We start from the raw sequence: 14,958 nt of genomic DNA, 5'->3' as shown, positions 1-14,958 counted from the left end.
AAGGTAACAACATGAAAGCTCTGCGGAAACTTGTCGTTATCGGTGGCGGAATTACGGGATTGAGCGCGGCGTTCTATGCGCTGAAGCAGGCGGATGAAGAGGGGCAGCCCATCTCCGTTACCATCATAGAGCAATCGGACCGTCTCGGCGGGAAGATACAGACCCTGCGGAAGGAAGGGTGTGTCATTGAGAAAGGCCCGGACTCCTTCCTCGCCCGGAAGCTGCCGATGATCGATTTGGCGCGCGACCTCGGAATGGATTCTGAATTGGTCGCCACGAATCCGCATGCCAAAAAAACATATATATTGCGCCGGGGCAAGCTGTACCGGATGCCGCCCGGCCTCGTGCTGGGCATCCCGACGGAGCTGGGGCCGTTCGCGAAGACAGGGCTCATCTCCCCGTGGGGGAAGCTGCGCGCGGCTATGGATCTGTTCATCAAGCCGCATCCGGCGGATGAAGATGAATCCGTTGGCGCGTTCCTGGACAGACGGCTCGGACGCGAAGTGACGGAGCATATTGCCGAGCCGCTGCTTGCCGGCATTTATGCCGGAGATTTGCAGGCGCTGAGCCTGCAGGCCACCTTCCCGCAGTTCGCGCAGGTGGAGCGGAAGCACGGTGGCCTGATACGCGGAATGAAGGCGAGCCGCCAAGCAGGCCAATCGGTACCGGGGCTGCCGGATGTCGCCAAAGGAACGATGTTCCTGACATTCCGCAACGGCTTGACCTCGCTCGTCGAACGGCTGGAGGAGACGCTGCGGGACCGGGCCGAATTGTGCCTTGGCATCGGCGCGGAAGGATTCGAGAAGCGGGAGGACGGAACGTATCTGGTGCGCTTGAGCGATGGGAGCAGGCTGCAGGCGGATGCCGTCATCGTGACGACGCCTTCGTATCATGCGGCATCCTTGCTCGAGGAGCATGTCGATGCGAGCGCCTTGCAGGCGATCCGTCATGTATCCGTCGCGAATGTCGTCAGCGTGTTCGATCGCAAGCAGGTCAATAATCAGTTCGACGGCACAGGGTTCGTCATCTCGCGCCGGGAAGGCCGGGCGATTACGGCCTGCACGTGGACCTCGGTGAAGTGGCCGCATACGAGCCGCGGGGACAAGCTTATTATCCGCTGCTACATTGGCCGGGCCGGTGACGAGGAACGGGTGGACTGGCCGGACGAGGCGCTCAAGCGGACGGTGCGCAGCGAGCTGCGGGAGCTGCTTGATATCGATATCGACCCGGAGTTCGTCGAGATTACGCGCCTTCGCCACTCGATGCCCCAGTATCCGGTCGGCCATGTGCAGGCGATCCGCTCGCTGAGGGACGAGGTGGGGCGCACGCTCCCAGGCGTGTTCCTGGCAGGACAGCCGTACGAAGGGGTCGGCATGCCCGATTGCGTTCGCAGCGGCCGCGATGCGGCGGAAGCCGCGGTTAGCGCGATGCAGGCCATGAGTACGGAGCCAGAGGCGCCAGCCGAGGATGCCGCTACTGGAACGGCGGGGTAACCGGATCTGCCGAATTAGCGGGAACGTGATAGATTGTAAAAGAGAAGCCGCGCGGAAGCGCGGCTTTTTGGCGTGGTTATGGAGCCAGGATCCGCTTCGGGCTGAGGCAGGTCTGGGGTGGGGCAAGGATATCGGCTGAATCGCACGCGGGAGGGCCGTGCGCAGTTAAGCAGATTGCTGAGAGCGATCCTGACGGCCGTCTGAGGGAGTCCGGTTGCGTTATCTGGGCTTCATGGGGTCCGATTGGAAAAAAAGGGCGGGAACGCGTTATAATGAGACATATTTGCAAAAATCGAGCGGAAGGAGCGGAACATTGAGACAATCGCGGAAGGAACCCGAAGGGCGCGTGCGAAGGAGACGGCGCCGCCCGCTGCTTGTCCTGAATATCGTGCTGGCGGCCATCGTCGCCGGAACGGTATACGCCGGTTGGCAGCAGGGATGGCTGCCCGGCGAACCGGCGGAAGGGCCGCGGCCGCCGGCGGCCTCCTCCGGAGGGGAAGCGGCAGCGCCGGAGAAGCCGGCGAGCGGGCTGCCCGGCCAAGAGGCGGATGGGCCAGACGGTTCATCCCCCGGCGATGCCGACGGCCAAGAGGCGGGAACGGGTACGGAGCATCCCGATCAAGATGCGTCTCTTCCGGGGAGCGGGCCAGAGGAGGAGCCGCGCGTCCGCCTCGCCTTCGCCGGCGACGTGATGACGGCGGGACGCGTGGAGGGTGTCGTGAAGGAGTATGGGTACGACTTTCCTTTTGTGCACGCCAAGCGTTGGTTCCAGGAAGCGGATATCGCCGCGGTCAATCTGGAGACGCCGCTGACCGTGCGGGGAGTCCCGGCGCAGGACAAGGAATTCGTCTACAAGTCATCGCCGCGCACGGCACAGGCGATGAGCGATGCGGGCATTGACCTCGTCAACCTGGCCAACAACCATTCGATGGATCAAGGGGAAGAGGGGCTGCTGGATACGTTCGCCGCGTTAAGGGACGTTCATCTTCCTTATATCGGAGCGGGGCATGATGCAGAGGAAGCCTTCACTCCGGTTCTGCTCGAGAGCCAGGGCATCAAGCTCGCTTTCCTCGGGTTCACGCGCGTCGTTCCGGAAGTAAGCTGGTATGCAGGCAAGAACAAGCCGGGGCTGGCGACAACCTATGACGGGATGAAGGAGAAGGCGGCGGAAGCGGTCGCGATGGCGAAGGAGCAGGCGGATCTTGTTGTGGTCATTGCGCATTGGGGCACGGAGAAGGTGGACTTCCCGGAGGACTACCAACGTGAGCTCGCTCGCCTGTATATTGATGCGGGCGCCGACCTGATCGTGGGAGGACATCCGCACGTCCTGCAAGGCCTGGAGCAGTACAAGGGCAAATGGATTGCATATAGTCTGGGGAACTTTATTTTTACGCGGGCCGTCCAGCCCGTGACATGGGAGACCGCCATTTTGCAGGCGGAATGCACGAAGCAGGGCCAATGCGAGCTGGCCGTCATTCCGTTCTATACCGAACTGGGGCAGGCCGTTCCGCTAGAAGGGGAAGCGGGACAGGCGGTGCTGCAGCGCGTGGAGAGCATATCGGAACAGGTATCCATCGACGCGGAGGGACGCGTGACGCATATGAAGAAGTGAGCCGCCGGATGGCCGGCTATCCATAGATCCTGGGGGAGAGATGAAGGATGAGCAATCATAGAGGAATGATGAGCGACGGGCGCCAGGTGCGCAATGTATATTGCATCGGGCGGAACTATCGGCTGCATGCGGCTGAATTGGGCAATGCGGTTCCCGAGCAGCCGATGGTGTTCTTGAAGCCTTCCCATGCGGTGATAACGATGGAGACGGATACGATGCTGCCGCTCCCGCTCGACCGCGGGGCGGTCCATCATGAGGTGGAGCTGGTGCTTCGCATCGGACGCCGGGTCAAGCCGGGCATGACGGCTGCGGAAGCAGTCGACGCCTTTGGCCTCGGCATTGATTTTACGCTGCGCGACGTACAGGACATCCTGAAGCAGAAGGGCCATCCGTGGCTGGCGGCCAAGGGCGTGCTGAACTCGGCCCCGGTCACCCGTGTTCTGCCTTTTCCGGGCACGGAGACGCTGGAACGGACGATCTTCGCGATGCATAACAACGGCCGCCTCGTGCAGGAGGGGCGTGCGGAGGAGATGCTGTTCTCCCTCGATACGCTGATCGAATATACGGCCCGCCATTATGGGCTCGGAGAAGGGGATCTCCTCTTCACGGGAACGCCGGCAGGGGTAGGCCCGGTACAGGCGGGGGATCGCTTGGAATTAAGCTGGGACGGAGAACTCCTGGGCTCCTGCGTCATCGCGGCGCAGATTTGACCGGCGGGCTAGGAGTAGGAGGAATTCGATTGATACAGGAAGCTATCGGATGGCATACGAGCTGGGGTCCCTGGATTATCGGGCTGCTGGGAAGTCTGCTGGTGGCCGGGGCCGCATGGTGGAAGAAGTCGTTAACCGGATCCGGCGCCGCGGCGGCCATTGTGATGGGGACGATCTATTGCGGCAGCGGCGGGCTGATCTGGTTCGGATTGCTGCTTACTTTTTTTGTGACGTCGACGCTATGGTCCAAGTGGAAGAAGAGAGCGAAGGGGCGCTTCGAGGATAATTATGAAAAGACAGGGACCCGGGATGCAGGCCAGGTCTTCGCCAATGGAGGCTTGGGCCTGATCCTCTGTCTTGCCTATATTATCGCGCCCCATCCCGCTTGGGTCGCCCTCTTCGTCGGGGCGATGGCCTCGGTGAACGCCGATACATGGGCGACCGAGATCGGCAGTCTGAGCCGCCGCCCGCCGCGATCGATCGTGACCGGCCGAGTCGTTCCCCCGGGAACGTCCGGCGGTGTATCCCTGCTTGGCACGACGGCGTCGGCGGCGGGAGCCTTCGTTATCGGAGTGGCCGCAGCCGTCTTCCTGCTGCTCGATCCGCTGCAGACCGGGCCGGAGACGTCCTTCCGCGCCCTGTTCGTTCTGCTGCTCGCCGGGACGCTGGGGGGCTTGGCCGGGGCGCTGCTCGACTCCCTGCTGGGCGCGACCCTGCAGGCAGGCTACTGCTGCCCGCAGTGCGATGCGGACACGGAACGGACCTCGCATTGCGGAAATGCGACGAAGCTCGTGCGCGGCTACCGCTGGCTCACTAACGATCGGGTGAATCTGCTCTGTTCCTGCGCCGGCGCGGCCGTCTCCTGTCTCATCTGGTTGCTGGCCGGAGGCTAAGCCGTCACATGGCACACGGGAGTCAAATCGACAACTTGCCGATCTCGTGATATATTCGTATCAGCAGCCGGGATTGCAGGGCTTGCGTCAGATTGGAAGGAGGTGTGCCGATGAGTTACGGGCAAAGCGACAAACTGCATCTGATCTTGGATGCGGCCTATGAGCTTTTCGGTGCCAATGGCTTCTATGAGACGAAGATGTCGGATATTGCCGAGAAAGCCGGCATTGCCAAAGGAACGATTTATATTTATTTCAAAAGCAAAGAAGAATTGTTCACGGCCATGTCGGTCCGTGATTTTGAACAATATTTGCGCGAGCTCGATTACGGCTTGAGCCAGGCCGGTTCGCTGGAGGACGGGCTGCGCTTCGCTGCGGATCATCATCTGCGCTATTATTTCAGACGGAGACAGTATACGAATCTGTTCTTCAAGTCGCCGAACAAAGATCCCGATATGATGCAGGCGCTGTGCAAGTTCATGCAACGCTACATCGAGGCGATGGCAGGCCTGATGCGGCGCTTCGAGCTGCCCGAGCCGGTGCTTCATGCGAAGTCGTATACGGGGATGCTGGACATGATGAAGATGGACATGCTGTTCTCCTCTGAGTTCACCGAGCAAGATATGGAGCAGCGCATCCGCTTCGTCGCTGATTTGTTCATTCACGGCTGCCCGGCAGCGGGAACCGCTTGACCGGGTGTGAAGGAAGGGGAAGGATCCGCGAGGGAAGAGAGTGCGCCGAATCGGTAGAAGTAGTGGAAGCGGTGGAAGCTGCCGCGGTGCCTATCTTCTCACTGGATTGAGATTAAAGCGGAAAGCGGGACAGCGGCAAGGAGATTACAGCGAGATTATGGGGGAGAACCGGCGGTTCTCCCCTTTGGCTGTGGTATGCGGGGCATGCCGAATCGCAGGGCAAGCAGATAGGACGTGAATGGGGGAACGCAAGATGCACATCATGACGATTGAAGAGCTGGGCAAAAGCTATGGCGATAAAATACTGTTCCGGGACGTATCCTTCGGCATTGAGGAAGGGGATCGGTTCGGCATTATCGGCGTCAACGGGACGGGGAAATCGACCTTCCTGCGGACAATAGCGGGCTGGGAGCAGCCTGAGCAGGGAAAAGTGCTGGCCGGCAGCCAGATTACAATCCGCTTCGTGCCGCAGGAGCCGGAATTCGATCCGGAGGCGACCATTCTGGATCAGGTGTTGGGCGGAGATGCTCCCGACATGACGGCGGTGCGCGTATATACGGAAGCGCTGGAACGGGCCGCCCAACGGCCGGACGATGAAGCGGCGCAGGCGGCCTTCATCCGGGCGACCGATGATATGGATCGGCTGCAGGCCTGGCAGCTGGAGAGCGAGGCGAAGTCAATTCTATCACGGCTTGGGCTGGATCAATTCGGTGCCAAGATGGGGGAGCTGTCCGGCGGCCAGCGCAAGCGCGTCGCCCTTGCGGCGGCGCTCATCCATCCGTCGGATCTGCTTCTGCTTGACGAGCCGACGAACCATATCGACAACGACACGGTCACTTGGCTGGAGACGATGCTGCAGAAGCGAAGCGGCGCGCTGCTGATGATTACGCATGACCGCTATTTCCTGGATCGGGTAGCGAACCGGATCGTGGAGCTGGATCGGGGACGGGCGTTCTTCTATGAAGCCAATTATTCGCGTTTCCTGGAGCTCAAGGCAGACCGTGAAGCGCGGGATGCGGCGTCGGAGGACAAGCGTCAGAACCTGCTCCGCCAGGAGCTAGCCTGGATCCGGCGCGGCGCAAGAGCGCGGACGACGAAGCAGAAGGCCCGGATCGAGCGCTTCGAGGCGCTGCAGAGGCAGGAAGGGCCGGGACAGAACGGGCAAGTGGATATCTCGGCAGCCTCCGCCCGCCTCGGGAAAAAAATTATGGAGCTGGACGAAGTCGAGGCCCGGCTGGCGGATCGGCCGCTGTTCCAGGGACTGAGCTATATCGCCGTGCCGGAGGACCGCATCGGCATTATCGGCCCGAACGGAAGCGGGAAGTCGACGCTGCTGCGCATCATAGCCGGCGAGCGCGAGCCTGACGGCGGTTCGATCGTGCTCGGGCCAACCGTTCGCATCGGCTTCTTCACCCAGGAGCATGCGGAGATGGACGAGTCGATGCGGGTAATCGAATATATCCGCGAAGCGGCCGAGACGGTTCGCACCGCAGACGGCAATTCGATTACGGCGGCGCAAATGCTGGAACGGTTCCTGTTCGAGCCTGCGATGCAGTGGGCCGTAATCGGTAAGCTGTCCGGGGGCGAGAAGCGTCGCTTACAGCTGCTTCGTATGCTGATGGAAGCGCCGAATGTGCTGCTGCTCGATGAGCCGACGAACGATCTGGATGTGCAGACGCTTGCCGTGCTGGAAGATTATTTGGACGAATTCCCGGGCGTCGTCATCGCGGTTTCTCATGATCGCTATTTCCTGGATCGGGTGGCTGAACGGATCTGGTCGTTCGAAGAGGGCGCTATCCGTCAGCATGTCGGGAACTATAGCGAGTATATGGAATGGACATCACGGCACGGGAAGGAGGCCGACGAGCCGAAGCCGAAGGCGCAGACGCCGGCGGAAGGGGCCTCGTCTGGCAGATCGGAACGGCCGGACCGGAAGCCGAGATTAAAAATGTCTTACAAGGAAGAACGCGAATATGAGCGGATTGAAGACGACATCATGGAGGCGGAGGAGCGCATTGAGCAGATCCAGCGGGATATGGAGCTGGCCTTCAGCGATTCTGCGCGGCTGCAGGAATTGATGAAGGAAGAGAGCGAGGCCCAGCAGCGGCTTGAAGCGCTGATGGAGCGGTGGACTTATTTGAGCGAGCTGGCGGAACAGATCGAGGCGGAGAAGCAGAAATAAGGGGAGGCAGACCTTTTCCCCTTTGTTTCCGAACAAAACGCCCTAGGGACGGCCGGCAGCGGCTTATGCCCGGAAGCTTGACCAGGGTTGTGTCGGGATGAATCGGGATGTGTCCGGATGCTTCCAAGGTGAGGACCTTGCTCACGGAACAGGCTGTTACAAAGCACCACCCGGTGTGTATATACTTATAGATTCGTTAAGCGGGAGGTCCTGTGTATTGGAATCGACGCATTCGTATCCCGGATCCGAAGAGTTGTATCCGAGCAAGCGCAAAATGATTCCTATCCTGCTCGGCTCGGCGCTGTTCGTCGCGGCAGGGATATTCCTCATGAATGCCGAGGAAGGCTTTGCGGTCGCGGTAGGGGCCATCTGCGTCTGCTTCTTCGCCGTAACGCTCGCCTATTCCCTGTGGCGCATTCTCGCACCGCGCCCTTCCCTTATCCTGCATGAGCAGGGGTTCGTGGATAATGCCTCGCTCAGCAGCGCAGGCGAGGTGAGATGGGAGGAAGTGACTGATATTATCGTCTATCCATTCATGAGTCAACGCTTCATCGGCATCAAGGTCGAGAAGCCTGAGCGAGTGCTGGCCCATCTTCCATCCTGGAAGCGTGCGCTTCTTCGCGCTAATCGCGGCATGGTCGAGTCGACGGTGAATCTTCCCGTCGCGGCGTTCTCGGACCCGCTGGACGACGTGGCCCGGAAGCTGCTCGAACGGTGGGAGCAGTACAAGCGGGCCCAGGGTCGGGCATAGAAGGCAGCCGAAGTCCCCTGTGCGGATACAGGGGGCCGAATCATGGCACGCATATTAGAAAACAGACCGAGCGGGTGATGCGCTCGGTCTGTTGCTGTTGGCAAAAGAATTGCGGACGATTGGACTGGGGTTCCTTTTCTATTCTCCGTCTCCGCTCAGCCGGACGACGGCCCGGCCGGAAATGCCGCCTTCTCTCATGGTCCGCACATAAGCCGGCACGTCTTCCAGGCCGAGCTCCTGCACCCAGCCAGCGAAGTGAACGGCATCGCGCCAATCGGAGGCCATGCGGCTCCACAGCTTCAATCGCAGCTCATGCGGCGCATAGACGGAGTCGATGCCGTACAGCGTGATGCCCCGCAGGATGAATGGGAAGACGCTCGCGGGCCAATCTCCGCCCGCCGTCATGCCCGTGGCGGCCACCGCGCCGCCATACTTCGTGGAAGCGACTGCGGCGGCCAGGATGCCGCCTCCGCAGACGTCCACGACGCCGGCCCAGCGCTGCTTGTCCAGCGCGCGCGGGCGTTCCGGCCGCCAGTCGTCGCGAGATACGACGCTGGCGGCTCCGAGCTGCCGGAGCGCATCGCTTAGCCCCGGCTTGCCGCTGGCTGCGACGACCTCGCAGCCAAGCTGCGCCAGCATGGCGATCGCCAGCGAGCCAACGCCGCCGCTGGCGCCGGTGACGAGCACCGGTCCGTCGCCAGGGCGCAGGCCGTGCCGCTCCAGGCGCTCGACGGCCATTGCCGCCGTCAGCCCGGCCGTGCCGAAGGCCATCGCATCGCGCAGGCTGAGCGCTTCCGGCACCGGCACGATCCAATCGCCGGGAACGCGCGCATATTCGCTCAATCCGCCGAAATGCGACACGCCGAGCTCATATCCGGTGACGAGGACGCGTTGTCCCGGCGTGAAGCGCGGATCATCGCTGGCGGCGACGATGCCGGACAGATCGATGCCCGGTACGAACGGGTAGGTCTTGACGATATGCCCGTCCGCCGAGCAGGCGAGGGCATCCTTGAAGTTGACGCCCGAATAGGCGACGCGTATCGTTACGGCGCCCTCCGGCAGATCGGCAAGCGTCCGCTCGCGCACGGCGGTGTAGACATTGCCGTCCGCGGTCTGGTCGACGACCAGGGCAGAGAATTGTTCTTTCATCCCAATTCCTCCTTCATGAAGCTTACTTTTGTCCCAACTGGGGTACTCACGACGGTCGGCAGCGCTCGCGAACAGGCGGGCACTGCTGACTAAAGACAGGGGAGAGCGCCCGCCTCCCGGCAGCGTCCGTCCCCTGTCTTCTCCTTATGCTTCGGTAATATACGCGGCAGCGAGCCGGGCCGTGTTCAACACGGCCTTCAAATGCGTGCGCTCCATCGCATGGGACGCATGGACGCCCGGACCGATGAGCGCGGCGCGAATATTATTGCCGCCGCGCAGCGCCGCGGATGCGTCCGAACCGTAGTGCGGATAGACGTCAACGGCGTAATCGATGCCTTCCCGTTCAGCCAATGCAATCAGCCGGCCCGTCATCATGTAATCGTAAGGGCCGGACGAATCTTTGGCGCAGATCGAGACGTCGGTTTCCTTGCAAGCCAGATCATCGCCGATGCACCCCATGTCGATGGCGATCATTTCGGTTATTTCCTGGGGAATATATGAAGCGCCATGGCCAATTTCTTCATAATTGGTAATAAAGATGACGGTGTCATGGTGAGGCTGCCAGCCTGTGCGCTTCATGCTCTCCAGCATGCCGAACAGGGCGGAGACGCTCGCTTTGTCATCCAGATGGCGGGATTTGATATAGCCGTTCGGAAGCCGTAACGGGCGGGCGTCGAACGATACGTAATCCCCGGTTCGGATGCCGAGCTGCTCCGTATCCTGCTTCGAGTGAACCGGCTCGTCGATGCGAACGATCATGTTCGCTTCCTCGCGGCGGTAGTCGCGGGCATCCGAGTATACGTGCACAGACGGATGATTGCTCATGATCGTGCCCGTATAGACTTTGCCGCTGCGGGTATGAATTTGGCAGTATTCATTCTCCATCGACTGCATCATGAATCCGCCTACGGAAGTGAGGCGGAGCGTGCCGTCGCTATGAACCGAACGGACCATAGCGCCCAGCGTATCGACGTGAGCAGACAAGCCGATGACCTTGCCGCTGTCTCGGTTCGAGCCGGGAACGCGAATCACGCCGCAGCCTTTGCGCGTCAGTTCGAAGGAGTACCCGAGCTGCGTGGCTTCCACTTCAATTCGCTTCATGACATGATGGGTGTAGCCCGTCGGAGACGGAGTATTCAGCAGCTCCATTAGCACAGAGGCGACATAGTTCTCATCAATGTCAGCGCGCAGCGGCTGGGATGACAGGGAGTGTGGTTGATTCATCGTACGAATTCCTCCTCAATATTGGAAAATAAGCCGGAACGGCTTGCCGAAGGCAAGCCGCTATGCCAAATCTTCTTGATTTCGCCTCTCGGCGGTAAGTCCTTGAACCTCCTCGTTGGCCGGCGGGAGCGGCATTTCCTCTTCCGCTGCTTCAGCCTCCGGCGCCAGTTGGGCAAGCTGCTGCTCCAACTGTTGAATTTTCTTCTGCGATCGGTACTGCAAATAGATGCTATAGGAGCCGACAATGATGGCGCCCAGCAGCGTGCAACCGAGAATCAATAAGATGAGCGGCACTTCGAAGGTGCCGAACAACAGATTGACTTGTACCGGATTCACGTTGATTACGGCGAAGATGGCGGTAATCAAAGCGAAGATAAGCCCTGCTATCAAGGACCATTGAATGCGCATCAGGCATCCTCCTCATGATTTCTATGTATCTACCTTCCAGTATAATATTCGACTCCTTCCGTCACAAGCTGATTTCTCACTTGCTCCCGGCTCCTTGGATCGAACGGCTTCCGCCATCTTCGGCAAGGTAGTCGAGCTGGCAGGCGCAAAGAAATGGCGGATTCGCCAAAGGGAACCCGCCATTCATCCTGTTCATTTTTCCGCAGCCATCTTTTCCATTTCTTCAATCAGCGATTCCAGCAGGCTCATGCCTTCCTCGATTGGCGTAGGCGCGGACATGTCGACACCGGCTTTTTGGAGAATGTTGATCGAATAATCGCTTCCGCCGCTCTTCAGGAAGCCGAGGTAGCGGTCAACCGCCGGCTGGCCTTCATCGAGAATCTGCTTCGCGAAGCTTTGCGCCGCCGAGAAGCCGGTTGCGTATTTGTACACATAGAAGCTCGTATAGAAATGCGGAATGCGAGCCCATTCCATCTCGATGTCTTGATCGACAACCATATCGTCACCATAATACTTTTTGTTAAGATCATAGTAGATTTCGCACAGGAGCTGCGGGGTCAGCGCCTCGCCCTTCTCGGCATGCTCGTGGATAAGCAATTCGAACTCGGCGAACATCGTCTGACGGAACACCGTCGTGCGGAATTGATCGATATAGTAGGCGAGCAGATACATTTTTTCTTTCTTGTCGTTCGTCTTCTTCAGCATGTAGTCCATTAGCAGCGCCTCGTTCAGCGTCGATGCCACTTCCGCAAGGAAGATCGTGTACTGCGCGTCGCGGTAAGGCAGATTGTTGTCCGAGTAATACGAATGCAGCGCGTGGCCCATCTCATGGGTCAGCGTGAACATGCTGTTCAGATTGTCTTTATGATTCAAAAGCACGTACGGGTGGGTGCCGTAAGCGCCCCAGCTGTATGCGCCGGTACGCTTGCCCTCGTTCTCGTACACGTCGATCCAGCTGCTGTCGAAGCCTTCCTGAAGCGCGGCCAGATAATTCTCGCCGAGCGGCTTCAAGCTCTCCTTGACAATCTTCTTTGCTTCGTCGAACGTAATGTCCATGTCGAACTCTTCGACCACCGGCGCGAACAGATCGTACATATGAAGCTCGTCGACCTGAAGCAGCTGCTTGCGCAGCTTCATGTAACGGTGCATGAGCGGTAAATGCTTATGAATCGTATTGATCAGATTGGTGTATACCTCTTTCGGAATATTGTCACCGAACAGGTACATTTCCAGGGCGGACGGATATTTGCGCGCCCGTGCGTAGAACAAGTTTTTGGTTACGTTGGCGCTTAGCGTCGCTGCAATCGTGTTACGCTGCTTGCGGTATGTAGAGTAGACGCCTTCAAAAGCAGCCCGGCGCACGTCACTGTTGCGGCTCTCCAGGAATTGGACGTAACGGCCATGCGTCAACTCCACTTCCTCGCCCTTTTCGTTTTTGATTTTCGGAAATTTCATGTCCGCATTGTTCAGCATGCTGTAAATCGTCTCCGGCGCCTTCGACATATTGCCGACCTGTGCGAGCAGCGCTTCTTCGCCTTTACTCAGCACGTGGGCCTTCTGGCGCTTCATCTCGACGAGCGTGAAGCGATATGCGGACAGGGAAGGATCGGCAATCAAGCGATCCAACTCCTCGTCGGACAAGGACAGAACCTCCGGCGTAATGAAGGAGAGCGCTTCACTGACCTTCACGGACAGCTGCTTCGCTTTTTCGGACAGCGCCTGATAGACCGGATCGGCGGTATCCTCGTGATGGCTCATGTTGGCGTACACATATAAACGTTCTGTATGTAGGGAAATATCGTCTTCCAGCTCAAAGCATGCCTTGAGCGCGGCGGCTTCATTCAGCTTGCCGTGGTACTGCTTCATTTTCTCGACCAATTGAAGCACAAGTTCATATTCTTTATCCCATTCAGCCCGGGAGCCGAACAGGTCTTGCAGCTTCCAGCGGTGTTCCTGCGGAACTTCCGAGCGTTTCATTAATTGCTGCATATGTATCCTCCTCTTAAATGGTTGTTGCGTTTTGGACGGATTCGCTGAGTTCGCAGCTGTACGGGCCATCGTCTCCTGACGGGAAATGGCGGAAGCCGGAACCAACGTCGAACCCAATACTGAGATGACGGTGAGCATAATAAGGAAGCGTTGCCGATTCATCTGAACCCCCCTGAATTATTCCGGATTCATACTTGTCGTTACTGTTCACAATGTCTAACCTGACTTGATGAACATACTTCCATAGTATGGCCGGCAGAGGGAGAGTCTAACACGTTCTTCCGGATGCCGCTGGGTCTATGTGCCGGCGGTCCAGAAGGAATAGACAACCAGGAAAAAGGCAAAGACAAGGAACAGGAGCGCCGCAATAGCCATCGGGCGGCGAAGGGCAGGCGGCACACTATCCTTTTTCCATACAAGTATCGCTCCGAGCGAGAATGCCAAAATGATGAAAATAATATTGGTAGACGAATTCATAAGCGACCTGCCTTCTTCGAACTGATATAATACCGTGGACGCGAAGCAAGCTTAGACTTGCTTGAACGCATCCATAATGCTCTGCCAATCTTCTTCCTTGCCTGCGTAGTTTTCCTTCGGGAAACGCTGCTCTGCCCACTGCATCAGTGCAGGACGGCTAAGGAAGTTGTGGCACTCTTCTCCCCATTGATCGGATATCTCGCGCAATACGATATGACGGCCCTGCACTTCGACCGTCAACATGTTCCATTTGTCATGCTTGTAGATGACATGCTTTTTCATCATTGTGAAAACCTCATTTCTGCGTTGCCGGGACAGGGCTTGCATTCAGCGCCTGCCTTCGTGTCGCATCCTTGTAACGATCATGATAACCCAGGCCGTGAGCGAAAATCAAATTGAATTGGCAAAAAAAAGTTGCGTTCCACATACGCCTCCAGTATAATTACATTATTCACCTGTAAGGGTGGATTATGTGAGGAGGTTTTGAATTTGAAAGGTACTGTAAAATGGTTCAACGCAGAAAAAGGCTACGGATTCATTCAAGTGGAAGACGGTGACGATGTATTCGTGCACTACTCCGCAATCCAAGGCGATGGATTCAAGAGCTTGGATGAAGGCCAAGCGGTAGAATTCGAAATTTCCGAAGGAAACCGTGGTCCACAAGCTGCTAATGTCATTAAATTATAATGAAATGCCCACGACGGGCCCTTCATTTATAAATAGTGTACAATAGCACGACCCAACAGTCCTGACCTCTCTGGTCAGGGCTGTTTTTTTGAACGGGTTGATGAGCAGGGAAGGCGGTTGGGGTTCGGCCTGTCCGAAGCGATACCTTACTTTCTAGTTAGAGCGCAGTGCCATATATTTTTATCCAGCTGGTCAGACGCTTCTGCGGCTGCATGATGCCTTCGCAATTCCACATGTTCACTATCCCCGTCATGAAGCTTCCGCAACGCCTTACGCATGATATCCCTGTGGCTCATGAAGCTGTTCAGTATCCGGTCGATCGGGGAAACCTCTGCGGTTCCTTATGTTCACTATTCCCGTCGTTCATGGAAGTCTTCGTAGGTCCTTATGTTGATTATCCCTGTCGATCAGGGAAGCGTCCGCGATTCCTTATATTCGATATCCCTGCCGTTCATGCTGCCTCCGTAATGCCTTACGCTCAATATCCCCAGCAGTCATGATTGCCTCTTCGTCCTTACCTCACTTCTCAACTTGCAATAACACCTAACTTAATTGAAGAAGTCAATTTATACCCTTGTATGTAAGAAACATGAATTTTCAAGACCAAGCATAAACAGTTTCTTGCAGTATTCTGAATCACTGCGATACCGTGCATAAGGAGCGTGGAAGTAAGGTTATAAGTTGCTCTCCTGCG

General features: G+C 58.0%; 14 protein-coding genes. 8 read left to right on the top strand and 6 right to left on the bottom strand.

The features are described 5' to 3' along the window. The first annotated feature begins 11 nt into the window (after positions 1-11). From hemG to FLT43_RS08330, 7 genes are all read left to right on the top strand, one after another. On the top strand, positions 12-1,493 hold the full coding sequence (gene hemG / locus FLT43_RS08360) for a protoporphyrinogen oxidase (protein WP_087445313.1): 1,482 nt from the start codon (positions 12-14) through the stop codon (positions 1,491-1,493). 313 nt (positions 1,494-1,806) lie between these two features. Beyond that, entirely contained in the window at positions 1,807-3,105 is a 1,299-nt protein-coding gene (locus tag FLT43_RS08355; protein ID WP_244194412.1) for a CapA family protein, read from the top strand. A 47-nt stretch (positions 3,106-3,152) separates the two neighbouring features. After that, entirely contained in the window at positions 3,153-3,815 is a 663-nt protein-coding gene (locus tag FLT43_RS08350; protein ID WP_244194413.1) for a fumarylacetoacetate hydrolase family protein, read from the top strand. Between the two features lie 29 nt (positions 3,816-3,844). Next, on the top strand, positions 3,845-4,708 hold the full coding sequence (locus FLT43_RS08345) for a DUF92 domain-containing protein (protein ID WP_087445314.1): 864 nt from the start codon (positions 3,845-3,847) through the stop codon (positions 4,706-4,708). A 110-nt stretch (positions 4,709-4,818) separates the two neighbouring features. After that, positions 4,819-5,397 carry a TetR/AcrR family transcriptional regulator gene (locus FLT43_RS08340; protein ID WP_087445315.1) on the top strand — a complete coding sequence of 193 codons (579 nt, stop codon included), beginning with the start codon at positions 4,819-4,821 and terminating at the stop codon, positions 5,395-5,397. A 253-nt stretch (positions 5,398-5,650) separates the two neighbouring features. Further along, complete coding sequence (locus FLT43_RS08335) at positions 5,651-7,579, top strand: ABC-F family ATP-binding cassette domain-containing protein (protein ID WP_087445465.1); 1,929 nt, start codon at positions 5,651-5,653, stop codon at positions 7,577-7,579. Positions 7,580-7,796: 217 nt separating this feature from the next. Continuing rightward, the gene (locus FLT43_RS08330; RefSeq protein WP_087445316.1) at positions 7,797-8,330 is read left to right on the top strand and encodes an STM3941 family protein; all 534 of its coding nucleotides are present in this window, start codon (positions 7,797-7,799) and stop codon (positions 8,328-8,330) included. Positions 8,331-8,468: 138 nt separating this feature from the next. On the opposite strand, the gene FLT43_RS08325 is transcribed toward FLT43_RS08330, so the two are convergent. From FLT43_RS08325 to FLT43_RS08300, 6 genes are all read right to left on the bottom strand, one after another. Next, positions 8,469-9,479 carry an acrylyl-CoA reductase family protein gene (locus tag FLT43_RS08325; protein WP_087445317.1) on the bottom strand — a complete coding sequence of 337 codons (1,011 nt, stop codon included), beginning with the start codon at positions 9,477-9,479 and terminating at the stop codon, positions 8,469-8,471. 144 nt (positions 9,480-9,623) lie between these two features. Further along, entirely contained in the window at positions 9,624-10,703 is a 1,080-nt protein-coding gene (locus FLT43_RS08320; RefSeq protein WP_087445318.1) for a M42 family metallopeptidase, read from the bottom strand. Between the two features lie 60 nt (positions 10,704-10,763). Next, on the bottom strand, positions 10,764-11,111 hold the full coding sequence (locus tag FLT43_RS08315; protein WP_087445319.1) for a LapA family protein: 348 nt from the start codon (positions 11,109-11,111) through the stop codon (positions 10,764-10,766). A gap of 192 nt (positions 11,112-11,303) precedes the next feature. Then, positions 11,304-13,100 (bottom strand): oligoendopeptidase F, encoded by a 1,797-nt coding sequence (gene pepF, locus FLT43_RS08310; RefSeq protein ID WP_087445320.1) that lies wholly within the window; start codon positions 13,098-13,100, stop codon positions 11,304-11,306. A 297-nt stretch (positions 13,101-13,397) separates the two neighbouring features. Continuing rightward, the gene (locus FLT43_RS08305) at positions 13,398-13,577 is read right to left on the bottom strand and encodes a hypothetical protein (protein ID WP_087445321.1); all 180 of its coding nucleotides are present in this window, start codon (positions 13,575-13,577) and stop codon (positions 13,398-13,400) included. A gap of 51 nt (positions 13,578-13,628) precedes the next feature. After that, a complete protein-coding gene (locus FLT43_RS08300; protein ID WP_087445322.1) occupies positions 13,629-13,862 on the bottom strand; it encodes a hypothetical protein in 234 nt (77 codons plus the stop codon). A 204-nt stretch (positions 13,863-14,066) separates the two neighbouring features. On the opposite strand from FLT43_RS08300, the gene FLT43_RS08295 reads away from it, so the two are divergent. Next, complete coding sequence (locus FLT43_RS08295; RefSeq protein ID WP_042229382.1) at positions 14,067-14,264, top strand: cold shock domain-containing protein; 198 nt, start codon at positions 14,067-14,069, stop codon at positions 14,262-14,264. Positions 14,265-14,958 lie beyond the last annotated feature (694 nt).

Origin of the sequence: Paenibacillus thiaminolyticus (genome assembly GCF_007066085.1) — a bacterium.
In the GTDB taxonomy this organism is placed as follows: Bacteria; Bacillota; Bacilli; order Paenibacillales; family Paenibacillaceae; genus Paenibacillus_B; species Paenibacillus_B thiaminolyticus.
The sequence above is the reverse complement of the archived record's forward strand: the minus strand, read 5'-3'. Positions and strand labels throughout refer to the sequence as shown.

Coding starts and splice junctions, on each gene's coding strand:
- FLT43_RS08315 (WP_087445319.1), bottom strand. CDS start 11,111: ATGCGCATTCAATGGTCCTTGATAGCAGGGCTTATCTTCGCTTTGATT.
- FLT43_RS08335 (WP_087445465.1), top strand. CDS start 5,651: ATGCACATCATGACGATTGAAGAGCTGGGCAAAAGCTATGGCGATAAA.
- FLT43_RS08350 (WP_244194413.1), top strand. CDS start 3,153: ATGAGCAATCATAGAGGAATGATGAGCGACGGGCGCCAGGTGCGCAAT.
- FLT43_RS08325 (WP_087445317.1), bottom strand. CDS start 9,479: ATGAAAGAACAATTCTCTGCCCTGGTCGTCGACCAGACCGCGGACGGC.
- FLT43_RS08340 (WP_087445315.1), top strand. CDS start 4,819: ATGAGTTACGGGCAAAGCGACAAACTGCATCTGATCTTGGATGCGGCC.
- FLT43_RS08300 (WP_087445322.1), bottom strand. CDS start 13,862: ATGATGAAAAAGCATGTCATCTACAAGCATGACAAATGGAACATGTTG.
- pepF (WP_087445320.1), bottom strand. CDS start 13,100: ATGCAGCAATTAATGAAACGCTCGGAAGTTCCGCAGGAACACCGCTGG.
- FLT43_RS08320 (WP_087445318.1), bottom strand. CDS start 10,703: ATGAATCAACCACACTCCCTGTCATCCCAGCCGCTGCGCGCTGACATT.
- FLT43_RS08305 (WP_087445321.1), bottom strand. CDS start 13,577: ATGAATTCGTCTACCAATATTATTTTCATCATTTTGGCATTCTCGCTC.
- hemG (WP_087445313.1), top strand. CDS start 12: ATGAAAGCTCTGCGGAAACTTGTCGTTATCGGTGGCGGAATTACGGGA.